Annotated in this window: 22 protein-coding genes, 1 pseudogene and 1 riboswitch; of the genes and pseudogenes, 3 read left to right on the top strand and 20 right to left on the bottom strand. The window is 43.2% G+C overall.

Going from position 1 to position 24174, the window contains the following annotated elements; all coding sequences use genetic code 11:
- Window positions 1-100: 100 nt before the first annotated feature.
- From C9I43_RS05705 to C9I43_RS05690, 4 genes are all read right to left on the bottom strand, one after another.
- Window positions 101-2935 carry an ExeM/NucH family extracellular endonuclease gene (locus C9I43_RS05705; RefSeq protein ID WP_107882653.1) on the bottom strand — a complete coding sequence of 945 codons (2835 nt, stop codon included), beginning with the start codon at window positions 2933-2935 and terminating at the stop codon, window positions 101-103.
- Between the two features lie 352 nt (window positions 2936-3287).
- Complete coding sequence (locus C9I43_RS05700; protein WP_076501885.1) at window positions 3288-3803, bottom strand: GDYXXLXY domain-containing protein; 516 nt, start codon at window positions 3801-3803, stop codon at window positions 3288-3290.
- On the bottom strand, window positions 3803-4978 hold the full coding sequence (locus tag C9I43_RS05695; protein ID WP_107882651.1) for a DUF4401 domain-containing protein: 1176 nt from the start codon (window positions 4976-4978) through the stop codon (window positions 3803-3805). The genes C9I43_RS05700 and C9I43_RS05695 overlap by 1 nt, the downstream gene beginning before the upstream one ends.
- Window positions 4965-6095: a DUF2157 domain-containing protein gene (locus C9I43_RS05690; RefSeq protein WP_107882649.1), complete on the bottom strand. Its 1131-nt coding sequence runs from the start codon at window positions 6093-6095 to the stop codon at window positions 4965-4967. Before C9I43_RS05690 ends, C9I43_RS05695 begins: the two co-directional genes overlap by 14 nt.
- A 147-nt stretch (window positions 6096-6242) precedes the next feature.
- On the opposite strand from C9I43_RS05690, the gene C9I43_RS05685 reads away from it, so the two are divergent.
- Window positions 6243-7067: a substrate-binding periplasmic protein gene (locus tag C9I43_RS05685; protein WP_107882647.1), complete on the top strand. Its 825-nt coding sequence runs from the start codon at window positions 6243-6245 to the stop codon at window positions 7065-7067.
- A 262-nt stretch (window positions 7068-7329) separates the two neighbouring features.
- Here the strand turns inward: C9I43_RS05685 and C9I43_RS05680 are convergent, their stop codons facing one another.
- From C9I43_RS05680 to C9I43_RS05630, 11 genes and pseudogenes are all read right to left on the bottom strand, one after another.
- Window positions 7330-7734, bottom strand: coding sequence for a hypothetical protein (locus C9I43_RS05680; protein ID WP_107882645.1), 405 nt, complete (start codon window positions 7732-7734; stop codon window positions 7330-7332).
- A gap of 33 nt (window positions 7735-7767) precedes the next feature.
- Window positions 7768-8231: pseudogene (locus C9I43_RS05675) on the bottom strand (GNAT family N-acetyltransferase).
- 19 nt (window positions 8232-8250) lie between these two features.
- Window positions 8251-8856 carry a GNAT family N-acetyltransferase gene (locus C9I43_RS05670; protein ID WP_107882641.1) on the bottom strand — a complete coding sequence of 202 codons (606 nt, stop codon included), beginning with the start codon at window positions 8854-8856 and terminating at the stop codon, window positions 8251-8253.
- Window positions 8857-9180: 324 nt separating this feature from the next.
- Window positions 9181-9804 (bottom strand): 2OG-Fe(II) oxygenase, encoded by a 624-nt coding sequence (locus tag C9I43_RS05665; RefSeq protein ID WP_107882639.1) that lies wholly within the window; start codon window positions 9802-9804, stop codon window positions 9181-9183.
- 195 nt (window positions 9805-9999) lie between these two features.
- A complete protein-coding gene (locus C9I43_RS05660) occupies window positions 10000-10497 on the bottom strand; it encodes a GNAT family N-acetyltransferase (RefSeq protein ID WP_107882637.1) in 498 nt (165 codons plus the stop codon).
- Window positions 10498-10531: 34 nt separating this feature from the next.
- Complete coding sequence (locus C9I43_RS05655; RefSeq protein ID WP_107882635.1) at window positions 10532-11080, bottom strand: NAD(P)H nitroreductase; 549 nt, start codon at window positions 11078-11080, stop codon at window positions 10532-10534.
- 201 nt (window positions 11081-11281) lie between these two features.
- Window positions 11282-12139 (bottom strand): DUF6279 family lipoprotein, encoded by an 858-nt coding sequence (locus C9I43_RS05650; RefSeq protein ID WP_107882633.1) that lies wholly within the window; start codon window positions 12137-12139, stop codon window positions 11282-11284.
- A 130-nt stretch (window positions 12140-12269) separates the two neighbouring features.
- A complete protein-coding gene (locus C9I43_RS05645) occupies window positions 12270-13472 on the bottom strand; it encodes a phosphotransferase (protein WP_107882631.1) in 1203 nt (400 codons plus the stop codon).
- Window positions 13472-14179, bottom strand: coding sequence for a nicotinamide riboside transporter PnuC (gene pnuC, locus C9I43_RS05640; protein WP_258191716.1), 708 nt, complete (start codon window positions 14177-14179; stop codon window positions 13472-13474). The genes C9I43_RS05645 and pnuC overlap by 1 nt, the downstream gene beginning before the upstream one ends.
- A gap of 43 nt (window positions 14180-14222) precedes the next feature.
- On the bottom strand, window positions 14223-14483 hold the full coding sequence (locus C9I43_RS05635; protein ID WP_076501862.1) for a hypothetical protein: 261 nt from the start codon (window positions 14481-14483) through the stop codon (window positions 14223-14225).
- Window positions 14484-14581: 98 nt separating this feature from the next.
- Entirely contained in the window at window positions 14582-16786 is a 2205-nt protein-coding gene (locus C9I43_RS05630) for a TonB-dependent receptor (protein ID WP_107882629.1), read from the bottom strand.
- Between the two features lie 54 nt (window positions 16787-16840).
- A riboswitch (TPP riboswitch) is annotated at window positions 16841-16975 on the bottom strand.
- 196 nt (window positions 16976-17171) lie between these two features.
- Between C9I43_RS05630 and C9I43_RS05625 the strand changes: the two genes are divergently transcribed.
- On the top strand, window positions 17172-17852 hold the full coding sequence (locus C9I43_RS05625; RefSeq protein ID WP_076501858.1) for a Crp/Fnr family transcriptional regulator: 681 nt from the start codon (window positions 17172-17174) through the stop codon (window positions 17850-17852).
- Between the two features lie 61 nt (window positions 17853-17913).
- Here C9I43_RS05625 and tsgA read toward each other — a convergent pair whose 3' ends face one another.
- From tsgA to hinT, 5 genes are all read right to left on the bottom strand, one after another.
- Entirely contained in the window at window positions 17914-19071 is a 1158-nt protein-coding gene (tsgA, locus tag C9I43_RS05620) for an MFS transporter TsgA (protein ID WP_076501856.1), read from the bottom strand.
- 61 nt (window positions 19072-19132) lie between these two features.
- A complete protein-coding gene (deoD, locus tag C9I43_RS05615; protein WP_076501854.1) occupies window positions 19133-19837 on the bottom strand; it encodes a purine-nucleoside phosphorylase in 705 nt (234 codons plus the stop codon).
- A gap of 255 nt (window positions 19838-20092) precedes the next feature.
- Window positions 20093-20488, bottom strand: coding sequence for a YcfL family putative periplasmic lipoprotein (locus tag C9I43_RS05610; RefSeq protein WP_107882627.1), 396 nt, complete (start codon window positions 20486-20488; stop codon window positions 20093-20095).
- A 180-nt stretch (window positions 20489-20668) separates the two neighbouring features.
- A complete protein-coding gene (locus C9I43_RS19205) occupies window positions 20669-21676 on the bottom strand; it encodes a PaaI family thioesterase (protein ID WP_107882625.1) in 1008 nt (335 codons plus the stop codon).
- The gene (hinT, locus tag C9I43_RS05600) at window positions 21676-22029 is read right to left on the bottom strand and encodes a purine nucleoside phosphoramidase (RefSeq protein WP_076501849.1); all 354 of its coding nucleotides are present in this window, start codon (window positions 22027-22029) and stop codon (window positions 21676-21678) included. Before hinT ends, C9I43_RS19205 begins: the two co-directional genes overlap by 1 nt.
- Window positions 22030-22306: 277 nt before the next feature.
- On the opposite strand from hinT, the gene C9I43_RS05595 reads away from it, so the two are divergent.
- On the top strand, window positions 22307-24073 hold the full coding sequence (locus C9I43_RS05595; protein ID WP_107882623.1) for a M61 family metallopeptidase: 1767 nt from the start codon (window positions 22307-22309) through the stop codon (window positions 24071-24073).
- The last annotated feature ends 101 nt before the right edge of the window (window positions 24074-24174 follow it).

Raw genomic sequence — 24174 nt, 5'->3', positions numbered from 1 at the left:
GCACAACTGACGACAACGTTATCTTGCTTTTGGGCAAAAAGAAAAGCCCGCGGCTGCGGGCTTGATGTGACTTAAAAATCAACGGAATACAAAGACTGACTTAACGATACGTCAGCGTCGTAGTATCCGTTAACTTATCGTTATCTTTAACGGTCAGTTCAACTGTGTGTTGCCCACGGCGGGCAAGGCGTAATACCACTTGACCGTTAGCGCGGGTGCCATTGTCGAACGTCCATTTATGTTGCTTGATCACGCCATCGGTATCATAGCTAGTCGAGATAAACATATCGACTAGCAATAAATTGATACGCTGAATTTGCGCAACAGGCGGTTGTTTCACCTCTCCAACAACCACAGTCACCGCTTGCGACGTGCTATGGGTTAGGCCGTCATTATCCGTCACAGTTAGCGTGACCAGATACTCACCGCTTTGGCTGTAACTGTGAGTCACTACCTCACCCACTGCCACTGTGTTGTCACCAAAGCTCCACTGGGCTGATACAATCTGTCCATCGCTGTCGGTTGAAGTGGATGTCAGTTGCACCGCGGCGCCATTCACCACTTGAGTAAAACTGGCCACTGGCGCGATGTTTTCCGCTTCAAGCAAGAGTGAAATCACCACAGGATCGTGATCCGATGAGCGATATGCATCCGTGGCGAATAAGTCTTGGATTTGAGTCGGCGTCTTAAACTCTTCGTTGTAATCCAGTATGAGTGGTTCATCGGTATTGATATGCCACTGCGTCACATCCACCACTTTATCCAGCAGGGCGGCGTTTGCTAAAGCATGATCTAGCTGACCCGATTCAGCCGAGAACACATAGGAATAAGGGTTCGGCTTTTGAAGTTTGGCAAACAGCTCGCTAAAGCCTGCATTAGCTAATGCCGTTAATGGGTCTTCCTTCGCATAAGCGTTCAAATCACCAATTAGCAATACGCCTTGCTCTGGATATTGCTCGCTAATCCATTGGCCTGCTGCCGTTGCCGCGCGGGTACGGGTGATATTACAGTTACCTTGACCATCATTCAGATCAGGATCGCCCGCACATTCACTACCCTTAGATTTAAAGTGATTAACCGCAACAACCACACTTTCTTCGCTGCCGTTCACGCTAAAGGCTTGAGTTAACATAGGACGATTTTTACCATCATCAAACAGCGGTTGCTGGTCGTCATCTAATGGCGAATTGGCACTGGATAGAATGCGCGCCGCGCCCTGTGGCGTGACTTTATCGCTACGATAAATCAAGCCGACCGTGATGGCATCGGTGCCAATGGCATTCATGCCCGTTGGCGCGATATAAGCGTAACGCGCCTCACCGATTACAGTGTTTAAACCTGTGACTAAATCGGCAATGGCAGAATTGGCGCCAAAGCCATCGTTTTCGATTTCCATTAAGCCAAATACATCAGCACTAATACCTACCATCGCACTGATAATCTTTGCCTTTTGACGCTCAAACTCGCTCAAAGTATTGGCACCACGCGCAGTTGGGAACCCCGCACCTTGACCGTCACCGTTGAAGTAGTTGAGCACGTTAAAACTAGCGACGTTAAGGTTACCGCCCTCATTTAATGTAGGTGCGACAGGGCGTGGGTTTTCCGCCACAAAGTTAACCGTCTCTACTGGCATAATGCGATACAGATTAAAGCCATAATGCATCACACCGCTAAGCTGCGTCACTTTATCGCCCACCCGCACTGTGTTTGATGCGCTCAGACCCGGTGCAGGGAATTGCACCGGATCAGGATTTTGCGCCGTTAAACCATCATCCAATAAAATACTGTCGCGTTGGTTAGCCGCGCTCACCGCCAGCGCATCAGCGCCAGGTAAAGCCACTTGCGTACCAATAAAGTGACGTTGACTGCCTAATGTAATCTCGCCGTAACGACCAAGGTTGTAGACTTCGTTTACCACTAAATCTTGGCTAAAACGAACACGCATACCCTCAAATCGCTCAAAATCATCACTGCTGTTAATTGGTAAAGTCAGCACAGCCGCCGTTGGTAATGCTTGCCCTGTGGCGCAAAGCGTGTGTGCAGACAGAGTAGTTAACTCTGTTAGGCCTTGATATTCAGTCACTTTAGCTTGTAAACGAATACGATCGCCAGCCACATACGCGGTGGGCGCAGTACCGGTATACACAAATACGCCTTCGGAGGTTTGGGGATCGTTATCAGCTTCGTTATCGGCCATTTGTACAAAAATGCCCTTAAGGCCGGCTTCCTGATTACTGACAACAACCGCTTCAACCACTAAAGTTTGGCCGTTAAGTGGGCTTGCTGCGCCCGCGCCTTGAAGAGTATGAATTGCTGTGGCGTCTTCGCCGCACACTAAAGAACTCGGAGGTGGGTCGACCGGATCAGTTGGCGAACTTGGGCTAAATTTACCCAGATCAGAAATATCATCCTTAGCAAAACCTAGCCAAGTGCTAAAGCTGACCGCATCGTCGCTGATTGGATCGGCAATCAACTGCTCTGGATTACGGCGCAGGGTGTTGTCTTGCGTGGATAAATCACCACTGCCCCACTCGGTACCAGGATCAACACCGACTTGACCTAAACTATCAATCACTTGATTTTGATAAGTTAGTTCAATGGCATCATCACCATTAAAGAAACTCGCGCTACTTTGTTGATCTGTCACTGCAAGGATATCGGCAGAGGCATCATTATCGGCAACCACATACGTCGCCCCCGCCGCTAATGAGCCAGTGAGCGCAATGGTCGTGCCGACGTTGGTGCTGCCATTAAAATAGAAACGCAATTGGTATTGGCTTAAATCAATAACACCTGCGGTTGGGTTATACAGCTCGATGGCTTTATTGTTGCTGCTGCCTTCGACGTATTCTGAAATGATCAAATTATCCGCGCCATGGGCAAGCCCACAAACGCTGCCGATGGCTAACGCCAGTACAGTTTTAGTATTAAACATTAAGACCCCTAAATGTATTGTTTTAATATTTGATGTGAAATTGGTATCTGATTTATGTGCTTAGATGCTTCAAAGCGATCCCACTTCAAAGACTAACGATACTATAGACGATAAAGGTTACAGATTGGTTGCCATTAGGTTGCAACTAAAGATGGATATTATTCGTAGGATTTAGCAGCAAAGCTTAGTGAGCAGAGCTAGGAATAAAGCAGTATGCCAGCTGTTGACCGCCCTATATAAAGGCGGCCAGAGATAATAAATGTGATATTAAAAATGAATATGGTAAAGATAAATTGCTGTTAAAAATAAGCGGAGTAAATAACGCAAATGAATAACAGCAGTATGCTAGGGATTATAAGGGCTGAAGTTTTTCATCGAGTAATTTAACCAGTAACAACTCACCGTTGTCGTTCACCCTAAACTCACCGTATTTAGCGCTACTAAAATGATCGGCTTGCCCTTCTTCGAAGAAAAAGCTGTTCGATGCCAGTTTGATTTGATTACCTCGGGCACGAAACTGCACCCGCAGCTGATCTTTACCGAGCGCTTGGTCGGTATAAAAGTCTACAAAACGCGCCACTTTTTGCTCATCTACTGCCAACAATAACTGGCCTTGCATTTGCTGCGGCGTTAAGGCGCTGCTAACATCGCGGGCAATTGCATATTCCAGCGCCATGTAATCCCCCTGCATTAACGAGCGCGGATCCACGGGTGCTAATGCAAAGCGCACTACTTGCCCATGGTTAAGCAACTGTTCAAACTTGAAAATCCGCCAATTCACGCCCGTAAGAATCGCCACAGTGGTGAATAATACAATCCCAAGCGCCCACTTATGTGTAGCCGATAGCTTTGCCATCACATTTCCCATCACATAGCCTCCTTGGCATTTTCATTGGCATTTTTATTAGCAGGAAATAACCGCCACATTAACACTCTAGCCACCAGTAGTAGCGCACCTAAGCCCATCATATAGGCGGATTTGAGTAACAAAGTCGTCTCGAGGGAATAATAATATCCGCTGACAAAGAGTAATGCAGCGAAAATTCCCATGCTTTTTAGCCAAAATTCATTGCTATAATTACCGAGTAAAATCAAGAGGATGGCCGTAGATAACCCCTGCATAGGTAAAGATAAGCCACTCACTAAAACTAAACCGATAAAACAGCTGAGTGCCGACAACGAGTACAACGATTGCTGGCGCTCACGATAAATATTTATCAGTAAAAAACTGCCTATCACGAAAATGATCAATAGTTGCAACACACTAAACCACAGCGTTTGTTGTAAAGGATTGAATAACTCGTCAAAGAGATAATCCATGCTAAAAGCATGTGTTAGTTGAACATCCAACAACATCAATGCAAAACCATAAAGCAACATACGCGCGCGTTGATAATGTCGCCCTAAACGATTGAGGTTGAATAATAGCGAACTGACGATTAACACCAACACACTCGGGCAGAGATAGAATAAGTTAATCTGTGCCGCAATGCCGACAAAGCAAGCACTGACACAAAAGGCAAATACAAACTGAGCCAAACTATGGTTAATTAACCCCCAAAGTAGCAAAAGAATGCTCGCCATACACAGATACCAAGCCAGGCTAAAGTCGTACCCAAAAATATTATATAATCCCCAAGCAATGCCTAAGAGTCCACTCAAACAAATGGCAAAAGCAAACTGCTGCACAAAGATTTGCGGTTTGGCCAACAAGTAAAACCCAAGCCCTATGCCCAAATAAACGATTCCAACAACTAAAGCGATATCCTCTTCATTTTGATCAAACACCACGTTTAACAGTGAAGCCATAAACCCTAGTAGAAACAAGGCGGCTATCCAAGCGGCGAAAGCTTGCATAACGGCAATATACCAAGGCGTATCTTGCGTTTCAGGTGCATGAGGTGATTTGACTTTGCCTTGGGCATATAAGATTTGCCACAATGCGGCCAGTTCAGGCTCACTCGAACTGTCATTGGGCGCCGCGCTATTATTTAATGCGTAATTGAGCGGCTGACCTACTGATAAGTCTTTATTTTCGTCCATGAGTGTCTCCCACTGTTTCCTTATTGGTACTTAATATCGCGGGCGACGTTTTAAAAAGCCGGTTCAATTTTCTTAAGCCCATGCTTAATCCGCTGCTTGCTAAAATAATATAAAGACCAATAAAGAGAAAACCACCAATAGGATCGCTGTTTTCAAACATTAATTTAATCAGTAATGCCGCGCCCACAGCAATCAGGCTAAAGCCACCCAAGGCTAAGGGGTATATTCGCGGTAATACATAGCGAAACACAAAGAAGCTGAGGCCAAGGTGAGCAATATAGCCGCAGAAAATCCAAGAATTAAGCTCTCCGTGGTTAAAAGCATCATCAAAAATCAACCAACAGATTAATAACGTAAAGCAGCCCATAGCAAACATTGAAGTGGCGTACTCCACAAGCGGAGCATGCCAACGCCCCGCCACTTTTCGGTCTAAAAAAACAAAAGCATAATAAATGGCTAAATTTAAACAGATAAATATTAGTAGCAGTCGCTGCTCATCCCAGAAATCACCCCAAAAATGAGCAAAAGTATCAAAAATTAATCCTAAGCTAAGGTTAAACAGTGCCACCACGAGTAACCATAAAGCATCAAACCCTGCCACCCATGCAAAAGGTAAAATGAGCAGCGCCCATAGAGCAAATAGCTGCCAAGGATCAGCCCCCGTTTGATAGGTTTGTCCAACCAGTGCCAATAAACCGCCCACTAACACGCTTGCTGTAAGCAATACTGTATTAGCTGTTGTGGCACCAAATACCGTAGATTGAGTATTCGCTTGGTTCCCAGCATTAGCCTCAGTTTGAGCCTGATGGACTGAGCGAAACTGATGTGCGGTGCGATAATAGAGCCAAGCGAATACCGCTATAGCGAGCAGAATCGCAACTTCGATAAGAGCAAATTTGGCAAAACGCCCGAGGGATTGCCAATTGTAGGCAAAGAAAAAAATCAAACCACAGGCAGCACTCAGCGCACCAAACCACAGTAATAAGTGGGCAATTAGACCGCGCCAGCTCGATACATTAGGCCGCGAAGCCAGTTGTACATAAAGCGTACTTGCCTGTTCGGCGGTGATATGTCCCTGTTCCACCCAATTACACACTTGAGATGCTATTTTACTCAATGTGAGATCTCCCTAATCCGTTTTGCGCTAGCTTACTATGTTGAAGTTAAAATTCGTATGATATCCAAACGATTAAGCAAAAATAATGGTATATACTTGTAAAAGTGATGGGCAGACAGGCAACACTAGAAATAATTAGAGGTATACATGATATTTAACCCTTTATATCGTCAACTCTTTTTCCTTTGTTTAGCAGTAAGCTTTCATACTGCTGTTTTAGCTCAAGAGCCGGTACCACCTCAAAGGGCACACTCTATAAAACCGACAGAAAAACCGACGATTCGTGTCGGTGGTTATCAATTTGCTCCCTATGTGGATCTACATAATGGCCATTACACTGGCCTCACCCTCGACATTATCGATGCATTAAATCAAATACAACAAGAAGTGATATTTGAATTTACGATTACCAGCATAGAACACCGATATAAAGCCTACGCCTTAGGCCGCTTTGACATGCTTATATTTGAAAATCCCACTTGGGGATGGCACAACATTAATTATCATTTTATTCCATTACATATGTTAGATGGTGAAGTATTGATTGCACTTAACGCCAAAGCGCAGGATCAACATTATTTTAAAAATCTAACCGGCAAGTCTATTGCCATAGTGAAAGGCTATCACTATCAATTCGCTAATTTTAAAACTTCACCAGATACTCTCTCACTACAATTTAACCCTTTGTTTGTTAATAACAATAGCGCTTCAATACAGAGCGTTCTACGAGGACGCGCTGATATCGCTCCCGTCACCCATTCTTACTTACAATATTATTTAAAGATGAATCCACAGGACAAGCCGTTATTGTTAATCGCCGATAAATGGGATCAAGCCTATGACAATGGCATCTTGCTTAATCCCCAATCGATACTTGATGAAAAACAACTTTCCCACTGGATAAAGCTATTAATCAATAATGGTAAACTGAGCGAACTTGCCGCTGAATATGCTATTACATTAAAACAATAACTGTTTTATCTATTGATAAAATAAACGTTCAATCATCGAGTTCAATGGTTCGAGCACCGCAAAAATCGAAATAAGCAAAAAACCAAAGCAGATAACACAATTATCCGCATACGATTAGCGTGGACTTAATGTAGCAATGTAAAACTGTCAAATTGCAAAGGTTAATATCACATCACTAAGAATTATCTTTAACAATGCCCTTTAAAAATGCAAAAGGAGCCTGCAGGCTCCTTTCATTGACAATAATGACAACACGCAACGGTTACATAGTTGCCATGGTCCAATAATCTAAGCGTTTTTGTGGATCGGCTAAGAGGGTTTTACATTGTTCTTTATATTGACCCATTAACGCTCCTAAGCTGCTTGAACCGCCTAGACTTTTGATTTGGCGCGTTTTAGCATCGGCCACCGCTTGAGTGACTTCAGCCTCTGAATTGTATTTTTTAGCGAGATTTTCGGCTTCTACTTTAGAGTTTTTTAAACGTTCACCTACCGCCTGCATTTGCGGGGCATTCATTGCTGCTATCGCTTCGGAGCTAATTTGGTAATAAGCGGCGCATTCAATTAATTCTTCGCTCAATGCTTTTTCTGCTTCACCGGCCCAAGCAGCTGTACTGGCACTGAAAACTAAACCACCTAAGACTAACGTTTTTACCTGAGTTAACATGCTACTTTTCCTTTTGAATCGTTATACATAAACCTAACCAAGCTCTGGGTGGATCTCAAGCTCGTAGGTATAAAATCTTGATTGCGCACAAAGCCTAAACCTTCATATAAGCCTTGCGCGCGCTGGTTTTTTTGTTGTGTTTCTAACATCAAATAACTCATTTTATGCGTTTTGGCATAACAGACAGCCTGCAGCACTAACGCTCGCCCAATACCAACACAGCGAGCGTGTTGCGTTACATAAACATCATTAAGAATTAATATCGGCGCCAAACGTAGCGATGAAAAGCTGGGGTACATTTGAATAAAACCTAACCCAAGCCCTTGATTATCTTTGGCAATAAATATCACCGACGACTCATCTACCAATCTTGAACAAATAAACTGCTCGGCGGCCGCTAAATCATCTTGGCAATCGTAAAACTGTCGGTACTCATTAAATAACACTGCGACATCATGGGCATGAGTCACATCAGCTCGAGTTATAATGCTTGCCATGGACCTTTCCTTTTTATCGTTAGCGTATTAACGGTCGTTGTCGCAATCGAAATTGCAGACTGTTTTTCACCGCTGGCCACTCAGTATCAATAATGGAATACACCACAGTATCGCGGATTGTGCCGTCTTTAAGAATTTTGTGATTACGCAACACCCCGTCTTGCTTAGCACCGAGTCTGGCAATGGCTTGTCTGGAGGCTTGGTTATGCCAGTGAGTGCGAAACTCAACGGCAATGGCGTTTAAGGTTTCAAAGGCGAAGGTCAGCAATAGCAATTTAGATTCAGTATTAATCCCCGTACGCTGGGCACTTTTGGCATACCAAGTGTAGCCAATTTCAAGGCGACGATTGTCAGGCTCCCAGTGGCAAATTCGCGTGCATCCGACAATCTCACCAGATACTCTATCGCGCACCGCAAACGGAAAACTCTGACCCTGTGCTTTTTCATCGATGGCTTTAGTCACATAGAGCTTCATCTGCGCTGGCTCTGGTACGCTGGTATACCATAAACGCCAAAGTTGACCATCTGTAACGGCTAAACTCAATGCCGCCACATGGGACAAGGACAAAGGCTCAAGCACGATATGCTCACCCGTTAAACAACCTAAGTTATCTTCACTGCCCACTATACCGTCTCCGTTAAATGATAAAAACCGTGCTGCAGCGCACACTTTTATCTAGCCTAACATTAAACGAGAATAAAAAAACACTTCTATTTTCAGTATGATTGGACAAATTTATTATATTGTCAGTGGCTTGGATTATCTAAAAATTAAGATTGATAAAACGCTGGGCAGTGAGATATTTAGGAAGGTAGAGATAAAAGATGAATACACGACAACACATCACTATCGCTAATAGTGATCAACGGTAACGAATAACAATAAGCACTCGGCACGGCTAAACACCTAAACCTAGCCACAGCATTTAGGTGTTAACTATCCAGAAGATTAAAAACCATGCACGCTATTGCTGACCCTAAACCAGCCAGCAATACTATTACGCTGAGCTAGGGTTTGGGTTACTTCATGGGGAAAGCGTTCGCTAAGAAATATCACAAATTGGCCCATTTTAGGCGCGATGCGTTCAATCTCAATATTGGCTTCATCATAAATAATCAACTCACCGCAATCGGCGGCTTTCCAGTCGGGATTTAAAAAAAACACTGTCGTTAAAATACGATTTTGACTGCCTTTAAGTGCATCGACATGCTTCTTATAAAATGCGCCAGGCTGATACACGGCATAGTGACTTTCATAATCGAATAAGCCCATAAACAAGCGACGATTTAAGCCATTTTTGAGTTGCATCATTACATCCAAATACTGGCTATCGGGTTCATTAGACTCCTCTAACCATTGGATCCTGTCACGACGAATATCAGGGTTTAATTGTTGCTCTATGCCACGACCAATAGAGGCTGCTTTAAGCTCATGAGCTTGCGTCGATTGGATTCTTTCCAATAACACTTGGCTAATATGGGTAGGAATTAAGTCAGATAAAAAAATATAACCTTTATCGACTAGGGCATCAGCGATCACGTCCAGCATTGCTTCACTTAATTGCGAAACCATTATGCTACATCCAAAAATTGAGGCTACGCTTTTGCTGTACTCAAGGGCTCAAGGAAGGATTAAGTGAGCCTGATTTTCGAGGGGCGTCGAAAAAGATATGATTGCCATATCTCAATAGATAAATTCTGCAAGATTTTAGAGTAAAGAACACTGGATTACAACAAAATAAAAACATATAAAAACATATACTTACCATTATCCAAATAATTCAACAGGGGTATCGTTAGGGCTAAGCTGCAAACACTGTTCAAAGTGTAATCCCAGTTTATTCAGTAACGCTTTGGAGGCGCCATTTTGACGGTTAACAATTGCGACAATACGCTGTATGCCTAAGCGTTTTCCTAAATCTAAAGACGCTTTTGCGGCTTCAAATGTATAACCTTGGCCCCAGTATTGCGGTAATAAAGCATAACCGATATCAACATCATTCAGTTGTGGACGTTTGATTAAGCCGCAAATCCCAATGCAAAAGCCATTATTCGCTAATACTACGGCATATAACCCAAAACCGTGTTCGGCATAACTTTTCATCGGTCCATCGGTGATATAGCTTCTGGCTTGTGCAAGAGTACGTACGCCTTTGTCGCCGATGTTCTCAATAAAACCCTGGCTATTAAGTAGGACTAATATAAAAGATGCATCCGCAGCAGTTAGCTGGCGGAGGATCAATCGAGGTGTACGCGCAACTTGCATAGGATTTCTCCACTTTATGCTATAGAAATAACATTTATAAATAACGAGCGTATTGACTGCCATCCTTTTGCGATTTTTTAGGCGCTATCACCGCAGGCGAGCCAAGATATAAAAATCCAACGATTTGATCTTGTGGTGTAAGGCCCAATGCCTTATTTACATTAGCATCAAAGGCAAAATCCCCCGTGCGCCACACTGCGCCTAAGCCTAAGGCAAATGCCGCTTGTTGCATGGCCATCGTCGCGCAACCTGCTGCTATTTGTTGTTCGAGTAAGGGTACTTTGGTATGTGCTTGCGTTTTTGCCACAACAGTAATCACCATAGGCGCACGCATTGGCATACCTTTCGCTTTATTGACAAAATCTTCATCGGCGCCATTCTCTTTTGCCGCCGCAACAAAAATGTCAGCTAATCGCTCTAACCCTTTATCTGTCGCAATAATAAATTCCCATGGTGTTAAAGCACCATGATCGGGCACCCGAATAGCTGCATCCAAAATGATTTTTAATTGTTCAGCATCTGGAGCGGGCGTTGTTAATCTGGGAGTTGATTGACGGGTAAGCAAGAGTTCAATAGCGTCCACGTTATTATCCTAATTCGATATAAATTGCGCCCAAGCATAGCAAATTACAGACAAAGAGGCATAAAAAATCCCACTAATTCAGTGGGACTGATGTCATGCGTAAAGATTAAAAGTACACCCGATTATTGGATATCCTCAGCTTACCCAAGCTCATCTGCCAAATAAGCATCCTATTGTGGTAATAACATTTGGCTTTACTCGTTAGGCTTCTTTTGCAATCGCCTCTTGATTTAGCTCGGTGAGATCTTGAATAAGCTCGTCTAATTTTTTATAGAAATGCATAGATTGCTTTTCCGATAAACTCGCGTTTATTGCCAGTAATAAAGTGCCAAAGGCTTCAGTATTTTTACGTAAAAACACTTTATGTTGTTCTGACTTCAGTTCATCAGCTTGTGTCATCAACAACGTTAAACGTTCGGTTAACAGCGTTTTATCGGTGCGCTGCCAAAGGGCGATCTCAAATTGACGTAGCCACTCATGCCGGTACTCAAGCCACATATCTAAGGTTAATAAACGCTGTTGATTATACTGGTGGATAAGCAATTTTTGTGTGGCGCTCAGGCTACCAAGCCAATCGCTAAATTGTTGTTGAAGGTTTTTATTGGCATCTTTTTGCAATTGTTCGGCGGTCTTTCCGGCAAACTCTTTAACGAGTTTCCTCTCATCTTCGCGTAATTTAGCGAGGATTTGCTTCACTTGTTTATCGTTTAAAGACACAACGATAGGTAGCAGTTCCGGCAAGGCGAATTCAAATAATCGAAACCAATGTCGCTTAGCGATATCAACCTGCTCAACCCACAACTCAGGCGTTAATGTATTGGTTTTAAGTAAATTTTCGACTTGAGTTAATTGCGCTGCATATTGGGATAATTCCGTGGATTGATGCCACCGGACAAGTCTTTCGATGAGGGTATCAAATGCTTTTTGTTGGGATTTATCTAAGGTTACATAATCCTCTTGTTCCCAAGCGATAGCCCAGTCGAGAAAACGATAACTAAATTTTGTCGAGCAGGCACTTAAACCTAAAAAAAACACCAGTAGCATCACGCCTTTTTTCATCAGAATATTCCATCCTTGAATTATTTTTATCAAAGTAAGCCATTTAGTCACTTGCTTAGGTTATAGCATTATTTGATTAAAATCGGCTATTGAGGATAAACAATACCGCCAGACTCAGGTAGCCAATGCGTTAGTTATTGGGCGTTATCAGCGGCCAAAAACGATCAAACCAAGCAAGATAGTCAACACTGTGAGTGGACGGCTTTTGTGCCGCCATTAACAATGCCCAGTAACAGGCAAACACCCAATACATGTCAATGGCCGCAGGCACGGCTTGCACGGCATCGGCCGTCACATTAGGGTGCTGCTTTAGATATCCGTCAACTAATAATTTTTGTTGCTCTGGTGTTAATCTATGGGTAGCCAGCACCACTGCTAACTCGCACAGTGGGTGCGACGCACTGGCATACTCAAAATCAATACAATACAGACGGTTGTTTTTAAATAGGAGGTTATGTGGGTTTAAATCTCGATGGCAAAATTGTGGCTTGATTAAACAGGCGGCCAAACGATTAGACCAATTTTTGATATCCATCTGAATACCAAGTAGTTTAACCACTCGCTCATTCCAATTTTTATCATTGGTATATTTATCAATTACCTCATCACGCTGGCGTAACCTCGCGCGATTCTTTAACGCTGAAGATGCCTGATAGGCGAGCATTTGCTGGTGATAACTCTGCCACTGCTCAGTGACACTAATATGATAAGGCCCGGTGGGTGATGAGCGTAATTGTAGCAATAATTCCAGCAATAATTCCAACAATAAATCAGGGACTTGATTAGGATGATTATTATACTTTGCAGGGTCAAGCAGCGCCTGAGTGCCTGCATCGCTATGATTTAACTCATTATCATCTAAGCCGCTATTATGTAAGCCGCTATCATGTGAGCTGTGATAGAAAACGCTGGGGAGTAATGAGTCTAACTTAGATAGCCTCAGTTCAGCCTGGCCCTGAACAAAACCAGCTGCACTGGTTTGGCATTCTAATGCCGGCCAATGGATTAGATGGTCGCTTTCAATAAACTCGCTAAGATAATAACGTTTATCTTCACTCACCCACAGCAGTTGGGGCGCAAGTTTAATGTCTGCCAATTGTTGCCAGTAAAAACACTCTTGCTCACGATTGCACAAGTGGTTTGCAGCATCGGCATTAGCTCGCAGTACATAATTGGTCGTAGCAGTAACAATTTTATAATTGTGATTACTCAAACCGCCTGAAAGCTCCTGGATACTTAACACTTGCACAAGCCCTGCGCGCCTGAGTATCGGGTACAGTGCGTTGAGTGCGGAGTTTGATGAAAGCGGCATCGCAGTATTTATATCACTCATTAATTGAATAACTTTAACACATTCTTTTTATAAGTGTTTTTATTAAAATCGTTAGTATCACAGGCGTTATCATCATAGGTATTACGAGTATTAGCTAACGTGCTGCGCCACAGGAAATAGCCAACAACAGCAAGCACCACATAGAGCACAAATAACAATGAGGTGAGCATCAATCCTTTACTCAAATAAAGATAAATAGACACAAAATCAATCACGACCCAGTACAGCCAATTCTCCAATACTTTTTTTGCCACTAAATAGGTGGTCATCACCGCAAAACAGGTGGTCGCTGCATCTAAATAGGGAAACGCTGCTTGGGTATAGGTTGCCATACCATGCCCAACTAATAGCGATATCACACCCGTTGTTGCAATCAGCTTTAAATGAGTTTTGAGTGACCAAGTGGTGATTTTTATCCCCTGTTCTTTATCACCACCTTGGGTCCAGAGCCAATAACCGTAGAGCGCCATCGCCATGTAATAGATATTTAATACCGATTCCATTAACAATGACACTTTCCAGAATAACACCGTATAAATGGCGGTACTGGCAAACGCTGCTGCCCAGCACCATACATTAGCCTTCATTGCCAACAGCAAATACGCCATCGCCAGCAGCACCGCTAAGGCTTCCCATGCAGTCATCACATGGGTCTCACCAAACGCTGAATTAATGCTCTCGACTAAGGTTAGCCATAAATCCGTCATTGTATTGTGCTCACTTTCCGTTTAAAGCAAAGACTATAAAGCCCTATTCGCTGTGAGCTAAATCCAACTCACCGCCGATAAATTTACACACAAATACCGCCTTGCCCCATTTTTCATTAGCGGCTTTCATCTCGGTTGCAAGCATCGTCATCACATCTAAATATTCGCCACAAACTTGGGTTGCCATCGCATTGGTTACGCGTTCAATATTGGGGTAGCTATCCACGCGGCCGATAAACCATTTAATCGGGTCGATATAGTTTTCATTTAATGGATACATGCTAATTTCTGCTGTGAGTTTCATTTTGATTCCTTAAAACGTAAGTAGATTAAGAAAGCTGTAGCCTAAACGGTGGTACAGCCTTAGCGATTAAATAATTAACCTGGTCATTATACTTTTGATTACATGAACTTAACGTTAACCGTTACACCAAGCTGGCGCGGATCGCCGTAACGAATATATTGTTTTTCTGCCCAACCACTGTCGGGCTCGTTACCGAAATAAAAACCACGCACACCGTATTCTTCATCAAATAGATTGCGGCCCCACAAATAAGCAGACCATGTACTCGCTTCATATCCAACGCGAGCATTAACAATCGTGTATGGCTCTGAGCGGGAATCGTTACTGTCAGAATAGTAAAAATCGCTCTTACCACTCAGATTGAGGTTAGTAAACCAGCCTGAATTAGCCCGATAAGTGCCGCCAAGACTGTAAGTAAAATGCGGAGAATGGGCTAAATCACGGCCAGTTAAATCGACATCTGTGCCATATTTATCCTGATATTGATAATTACCATAGGCGGTTTCTAGCCAACCTAAGCTTGAGTAAAGTTGCAAATTATCAGTGGCATACCAAGTCGCATCGAGTTCAGCACCATAGTTATTTGAACTACCGGCATTTTCAGTGAATAGAATAAAACGCTGGGGTTTATTTGGATCTTGTAGCGATGCAGCCACCTGTTGATCTTGTCTGTCCATATAAAATAACGCCAGATTCGTATCGACAAGTCCTGCTAACCAATGGGATTTAAGACCGATTTCATAGTTGTACAATGTCTCAGTATCAAACTCTTTTTTATCATTCAGCTCAACCGGTAAGGTCATGTTAAACCCACCCGCTTTATAGCCCCGCGCTACACGCAGATAAGCATTATGCGAGTCGTTAAGCATTTTACTCAAGGCAATATGTCCGCCCCACATGGTTTCGCTTGGGTCGAAATCATCCTGGTTTGTATCAGAATAATGGCTGTTACGCTGCTCTAAACGTAAGCCCACAGACAAGGCATATTGGGAACCTAAATCGGTATCGAGCTGACCAAATAGTGCGTAGTTAGTTGCCTCATATTCAGAGTCTAAAACTTCATCGGCGAAAGTATTGTACTCAGAATACAATTGGTTATCTTCTTGTAGATTCATCGCATATACGCCGAGTAACCAGTCGGTACTTTCAGCAAAAATACGGCCTTGCTCAGTAGAGCTTAAACGAAACTCTTGCGATAGCGTTTTACGCTGGCCCGTTTTATCCCAGAAATAATCATACTGACACGATGAGAACTGAATACCATCATCAGTGCATTGTTTTGCCGCCCAATAAGCTGAATTAGACCAGTCGCCATCGTAACTATAATGGTGATCGGTATTAGCAAAGGAAGTTAGCGAGGTCAGCTCAAATAGTTCAGCGCCCGAATACGTGACCTTAAAACCCGCGCCAGTAGTACGCTGGCTATCGACACCGGGCTCATCTGAGGTCGTTTGTTTAGGAGAATTGGTTAAGCTCCATACATCGTAACCATTATCAAAATCAGCATGCAACACAGTCAAATCTAATTGCAGATCGTCAGTGGCGTACCAACGCAGCTTAACGCGGCCACTAAACTCATCACGATTATTGGTATCATCGCGGCCCAAAAACAGGTTGTCGCGGTAACCATTTTGCTGATGTTGCTGCAATGAAACGCGGTACAGCAGTTTACCTGAGTCCGTTACAGGCCCTGAACTAAAACCACTAAAAGTACGTAAATCATCATCCCCCAAGGACACTTCAGCGCCATGCTCAAACACATCCGTTGGGTCATTACTCTTTAAATAAATCAACCCCGCTAACGCATTAGCACCATAACGTGTGCCCTGAGGCCCACGCAGCACTTCAACCTGTTGTAAATCATACATGCTCGACACCATGCCGATACCGGATAAATCGATATCGTCAATGATGTAACCAACAGAAGAATTGGGCGCGCCTTGGTATTGTTCTTGTTCACCTACACCGCGAATTTGGAAGTATTTCGGCCGCGAACTGCCACCTGACCAGTTAACGTTAGCAATAGAGTTAAGTAAGTCTTCAAAATGTTGTGCGCTTTCATCTTGAATTTTTTGCGCATCGATAACTGTAATACTAGAAGGCATTTTCTCTAAACTGGCGCCGCGAAAATCTGCCGTTACCACCATGATTTCCATATCCTTATCGGGATCGGATTTATCAAGCGCCTCGGTTTGTGCAAATGCAGGTGTGCTCAACGCAACAGCAATAGCTAAAGCCAATGGTGCTCGCGTTAAAGATAGCGTGGGTGACGCGGTAAAATATGATGGTTTACTGTTAAACATAGGACCTCAAATATCTAGTTTGAGATCCGGCAACGAATAAGCGATTCAGAAGTGTGCTGTTGATTGGCCCATTCCTACGCCGGTATGAGCCGGATCAGGTTCTAAGGGTTTGTCGAAAGACATCTCAGTTTGCAGTCACTCATATTAATTATTAACATTAATTGACGACAAACACCCCTTGGCAGACATGAGTATACTGAGTAATGCCAGAGGATGACAGACATATCTATGTTTAAAAAAATCAACCATGTGGCTTAAGTTCACACATCAAATACGAACATTTATCCATTAATTGATTAACACTGTGGCTCATACCCTGTGAATTTAGCCGCCTTAAAGCATAATGCTGTAAACTCCCGCTATCGCAATAATTGAGAGATTGTTTATGCAGCTAAAACCACTGGCTAAAGGACGCTTTAACCAACGATGGGAACAAGATTATCCCTTAATTGAACGGGTCATTATGGAATGCGTCACCGAAACTAAAGCATTGAAAAAAGGTGTACACCTGATGACACAAGGGCAAGCTTTTTCATCGCTCGTGTTTGTGAAGCAAGGTCGCGTCTCCCTAGGCCATACCGCCAGAAATGGACGGAGCTTTCAACTAGGTACGATGAATTGTGACTCACAATTATTTGGCGAAATGGAGTTTTTTACCCAGTATCGTTGCCAGCTTGACATCATAGCGAATGAGCCTTTAGAGATTGCTATTATTAGTGGTGACAAACTGCAACTTTCGCTCACACAACATCCACAATTGGCGCTGTTTTTTGCCAGTGCCATGGCTATCGATTATCAGGATACTGTCGATATTTTTACTCGACGTATGCTGTATCCAATTAGCTATAACATTGCCTTTGATCTTTATCATCAGCACTTAAATGACTTACCTGTGGATGGGTTTACGAAACGTTATTTAGAGGCTGAACGTTTCGCTACCACCGATAGAGTTTACCGACGAGCAATAAAAAATCTTGAAGAGTTGGGTTTAATTGAGCGGGAAAAGGACAGTATTCGTATTTTGGATCTTAATGCTTTAAAAGCGTTCGTTGAAGAAGGTAAATAAGGGGATTGTTAAACTCTGCTCGATTTAACAATCACCCTGGTTAACATTTTAGATAAGCCACTTACGCACTTAAATGGGGTTTCATCCGGCTAGAAACAATCAACAAGCTTAAAATCACAGCATAAAATAATGGAATAACATACATGACTGTCTGTAATCCAATTATCTGCTCAAACATGGAGCTTATCGCAGGACTAAACATCGCCCCCGCACTACCGCTAATTAAGATGTAAGACACATTCTTACCGCTGGCTTTTTTAACAAAAGACACACCATAAGCAATAAATGCGTTATATAAGGCCGCACAGACGAAACCATAGCCATAGGTTAAATAACCGACCCATTCAATATTATCGGTAGTAACAATCGCCGCGGTAATCACCATAGCCAAAGTAATAATCGCTAATAAGAAGTGATTTATTTTAACGCGAGTTACTATAAGCGTTGAAATTAAGGCGCCAATTAAAGCAGCAGACCAATACTGGGTAATGATGTTACCTGCATCCTCAAAGGGAATATTAAACTTTTGTTTTACAAATAAAGGCGCCCAAGTTAAAAATGTATACAGGGCCAACATGCCTAAAAATAAGCCCACTCCACCGCTAATAATTCCTAGGTTCCATTCAGATTTTTGTTTATCTTCTGCCTGAGTGCCCTGCTCGCATAGTGCGAAATTAGTAAATAACGTAAGCATAACTGTGCCTAGTGCAACTAAACCTACGGCTAAATAACTGTAACTCCATGATAATGAGTGAGTCAGTGCATAAGTGGTAATTAAAGGAAAGATAACACCGGCGATATTAAACGTGGCATCTTGCACCACTAACATCGTACTTTGCAGTTTTTCTTGCCATACAGACACAACAATAGTACCGGCAATACATAATCCTATTCCCCCACAAAAGCCGATTAGCGTCATTGCGAACATCACCCATTGGAGTGATGTCGTGAAATGTAATACCACCGCACACAGTCCAATTAAGCTATAGCTTATGAGGGTAATTCTTTTAATACCTATTTTTTCAATAAAGAAAAAAGCCGCAATTGTTCCTGCTAAAGCCCCGCCATTGAGCAGTGAAAATATAGAAGCGACTTCGTTCACATTGGCGGAAAACTTCTCCGCAATGGGTTCAATCAACATACCGAATTGTGTCGCAAAGCCTGCCATAATAAAGTTGGCAAGAAAACTAATGGCCGTTAATGTTATTTTATTATTCATTTTGTCACTCCATGAGTGAAATTAGGGTACAAAAATTAAGCGCCAAAAAGCACCTAACTATTTAGTTAAGCGCCGTTGCTAATGCGAGCTCAATCATATTATTAAAGGATAGTTGACGTTCTTCAGCGGTCGTTTCTTCGCCGGTTAAACAGTGGTCAGAAACTGTTAAAATAGCCAGTGATTCGATGCCAAATTGATGTGATAAACCATAAAGACCTGCGACTTCCATATCAACACCGAGCACCCCAAAACGCTCTAAGGCGGGGATCATATCTTCATCTGGATCGTAATAAAGATCACCACTAAAAATATTACCGACCTTAACACTAATGCCCTTTTCATTCGCTTTGGTATACGCTTTATGTAGCAAGGAAAACGTCGCCGACGTGGCCATCTGATAACCGCTACTGCGTTTAGCATTAGTTGGAGAGTCAGTACCCGCTGCCTGCGCTAAAATCACATCGCGCATATGTACATGCTTTTGCGTCGCACCTAAACTGCCAATGCGAATAATACGTTTAACGCCAAAATAATTAATTAACTCATGTCCATAAAGCACCATCGATGAAATGCCCATACCATGGCCCATCACCGAAATACGTTGTCCCTGATAAAACCCCGTATAACCTAGCATATTACGCACATTGGTCACTTCAACAGCATCATCAAGATAAGTTTCTGCAATATATTTCGCCCGCAGAGGGTCGCCGGGCATAATTATTGTTTCTGCAAAATCATTGGGTTGAGCATTAATATGGGCTGTCATGTTTATATCCTCATGTTGAATACTCTGATAGTAGTATCCAATTAAAGAATGTTTTTAGGACTAATGTCCGGATTTAATACTCACATGCGTATTTAATGCCACGTTGATGATTGATTTTTACCCAATAAAAATGGCTTGCCTCAACTAAGAGCCAAGCCAAGAAAATATTATATTGGAAATGGGGCATTAATCGCAGGCTAAAACAACCGCCCTTCGTGATGCGGCATTAAAGCGATATGGCCAAAACTCAGATAATTAGTTTGAAAAGGTTTCGCGCACATACACATCAAATCGAACAGCTTGACTGTTTGGCGCCACTGCCGTGACTTGCAGTTGTTGCTTACCGTGCAACTTAACTGATTTCCAACTGGTCGCTTCATCTTCAATGGTAAAGCCACTGGCGTCGTACCAAGTAAACTTATACTGCACACGCATATCGGTTGACGACTTACTTACCACTAGCGCCGATGCTTGTATTACATCGGCAATACGGCGTGCATCAACACTTTCAACGGCGATATTACGAGCAAAGCTACTGTTGTCTACGCGTGTTTCGCCCTGAGAATTCACTGAAATACCCGCAGTATGCGAGGCGCAGGCGCCTAATGCTAGTGCGGCGGCCAATATTAATCCGCTATAAATTTGCTTCATTTCTCTCTCCTTGTCACGCCACAAAATACGCAGCCAATGCGCATCATTTTACAGTAAACCTACCGCTAATCGTACTCAACTAAACCCATGTTTTAACATTACGTTAAGCTTAAGCATTCATAGTTCATTGCTCAGACTTACCTTGTTAAGGCTCAATAATCATCAGCAATGGATTGAAGGTTAATCTATCAAAAAGTGCGCCCGCGCGGTAGCAATTAACTGTTTACGGTTTGTCTGCCAGCAACTAATGTTGACGTTGGCAACACGTCGCCCCTGACGGGTTATCCGACATTCTACAAAGCTATCCTTAAGCAAACCCGCACGCAAATAATCAATTGAGAAATCGACAACTTTAGGCACCTTTGCCGTTTGCATAAAGACCATTAATTGTACAATCGCTGACATTTCCATAAACCCAGCAATCACGCCGCCATGGATAGCGGGTAACACCGGATTGCCAATATTGTCATCTTTAGCCGGCAGTTTAAAAATCAGTTCATCACCAAAACGCTCAACCTTCATGCCAATAAATTTGGCATAAGGCACATGCTCGAGCAAATGCCCAAAGTCATTAAGCTCAGTAGCTCGCTTTACAATGCCTTGCACATCTATTGGAGCTGTAACAGGCATACTTTGTGATGGAGCTCCAGCCTCCAGTGGTAAGCGAGTTTTACTCACCGCGCCTATCGTTGTGTCAGTTTCGCCCATCAGTGCTTGCCTAAAGGCATCACCCACCATTTCAGGGCTTATGCGCATAAAAGACCCTACCGCGTGAGCAATAGGCTGATCAATGCTGTCTTGATAAGCAATAGCGCGGGTAAAGGCAATATTCGATGACAACCGATAGCACTCAGCAAAGCCATATACGGGTTTATGTGGCTGGGCGGGTTTCATATAATCCACCCGTAAATCTAACGTGGGTGAAATTTCTAATGATTGATATTTTTGATAAATGGCACTGACCACCGCACTACCACAAGCGGTATCCATCAAAGTAGTAATCACCCCACCGTGAATGACCCCCGTGTCAGGATAACCAATTAATTCAGTGCTGTAGGGCAGTTCAATCAGCACGTGGTGCTCGCTTGCCTCAAGTACGCTTAAACCAAGCCTGCGACACTGCGCCAGTTGATCCACAAATCGCTGCGCCATTTGTGTTAGTGGAAAAAAGTCGGTATTTAATTTCATTAACCTTGGCTCAACATAGGGCCCAAAGGTTCACCACCAACAAGGTGGATATGAATATGGTACACCTCTTGTCCACCATGTTGATTGCAGTTCATAATCAATCGGTAGCCATTTTCAGCTATCCCAGCCTCGGCTGCCAATTTAGCCGCCACTGTCATCATACGACCCAGCGCTAACTCATCTGAAGCTTTCATGTCGTTAGCCGTAGGGATTAAATGATTAGGTACTATCAGAATATGGGTCGGCGCCTTAGGCGAAATATCCCTAAACGCGGTGACTAATTCATCTTGATACAAAATATCTGCGGGAATTTCACGACGAATTATTTTGCTGAAAATCGTTTCTTCGGCCATGGGGCGTCCTCCTAGGGTTAATTACCTGTATCATATACTGAAGTCAGCGCGAAATGCGAGTTTAGCACTCACGATAATATCGACATTTGGCGCATGCGACTTCCCTTTTATATGAACATAATAAAAAATGCAGTATACAAAATAGATATAGTTTTAGGATTCTGGCCAGAGTCATTAAACGCTTTGTATTGATAGAGAATTACGCTTTTATTTGCCTGTTACGGGTATTTTTGGCAGCATGGCCACCATTAAAACATTTAGGTTTTGCAGGATAACTATGATCCACTATCAGATAATTCCACTTGATCCGAAAGCCCACTTATTTGCAGTGACAATGACACTGCGCCAACCAAAATCAGTACAGGTTTTTAGCCTTCCCGCGTGGTTACCTGGCAGTTATATGGTGCGTGATTTTGCAAAAAACATTATCGAGCTCAAAGCCCAAGATAAGCAGGGACAACCCCTTAAGCTCACACAATTAGATAAGCAAACTTGGTCGGTTGACAATAGTAGCCTTGAAATAACGCTAACTTATCAAGTGTATGCTTGGGATCTATCGGTGCGTACCGCGCATTTAGATATGACCCATGGATTCTTTAATGGCAGTAGCGTATTTTTAGCCGCCCACGGTGTTGAAGATAGTTCGCACACTGTCACTATATTGCCGCCAACGGAGTCATCATTAAGTGACTGGCGCCTTGCCACCAGCATGACCAGACTTAATGGCGATGATTTTGCTTTTGGCCAATTTTCGGCCGAGAGTTATGATGAGCTTATCGATCATCCCGTTGAAATGGGCTTATTTAGCCTTGCCAGTTTTGATGCCTGCGGTGTGCAACATGATATCGTGCTAAATGGTCGCCACCGCGCCTGCATGCCAAGACTTTGCCAAGACTTAAAAGCCATTTGCGAGTATCAAATTAACCTGTTTGGTACCCCTGCACCTTTTAAGCGTTATCTATTTATGACCACAGTACTAGACAACGGTTTTGGTGGCCTAGAACATAGGGCATCAACGGCATTAATGTGTTCACGTAAAGACTTACCGCTCACCCTAGATGCGCCTATTAATAATGATTACCGCACCTATTTATCGTTATGTAGTCACGAGTATTTTCACAGCTGGAATGTTAAACGCATTAAGCCAGAATGTTTTTTGCCTTATAAACTCGATGCCGAAACCTATACACCGCAGCTATGGGCCTATGAGGGGATCACCTCTTATTACGATGACTTTCTAACCTACCGGGCTGGACGTGTGAGTCAACAGGATTATCTGGATATGCTCAGCGAAACCTTTACCCGCGTGTATCGCAGCCAAGGTCGCTTTAAACAAACCATTAAAGACGCCAGTTTTAATGCCTGGACCAAGTTTTATAAGCAAGATGAAAATGCCCAAAATGCCATTATTAGCTATTACACGAAGGGCGCACTGTTCGCACTGTATTTGGATTTAATCCTGCGCAGTGAAACCCAAGGCCAATACAGCCTCGATGATGTAATGCGAATATTGTGGCAAGAATACGCACTACAAAATAAAGGCACCACAGACCAATGCCACCAAGCGATTGTTGAGCGGCTACTTAATCGTGATTGCCACGCTATCTTTGCCTATTTAGATAATACTGATGATATTCCTCTTGCGCCGCTACTAACTGAATTTGGCGTCGACTTTACCCTTCGCGCGAGTCAGGGCCCGCAAGATGTAGGTGGTACACAACATAAAGGTTATAAGATTGCTTTTGGCGCAAAAACTCAAGCTGCGCCAATGGGATTAAAAATCGTCAGCGTAGCCCAAGGTAGCCCAGCTCACTTTGCAGGCTTGAGCGCTGGAGATAACTTAATCGCCGCGGATAACTTACAAGTCAACGCGCAATTTGAGGCGCAGCTACAGCACTATTCTCTTGGAGAAGCGATAAACTTACATTGGTTTAGACGAGATGAGTTAATGACGGGTGAGTTAGTAATTACCGCTGCACCAAAAGATACCGTCGCCCTGTTGGTACGTGATAACAGCAAAATAGCCGCTTGGCTTGGTCGTTAATATCGGCCTTATTTAATACCACGGTAAAAACAATAAAAGGGTCATTGGCCCTTTTATTGTTTCACATACAGCATACTTAAACTTTAATGTCAGAGCATATC

Source organism: Shewanella morhuae (assembly GCF_003028295.1).
Lineage (GTDB): Bacteria > Pseudomonadota > Gammaproteobacteria > Enterobacterales > Shewanellaceae > Shewanella > Shewanella morhuae.
This window is presented reverse-complemented; position numbering and strand designations above follow the sequence as displayed.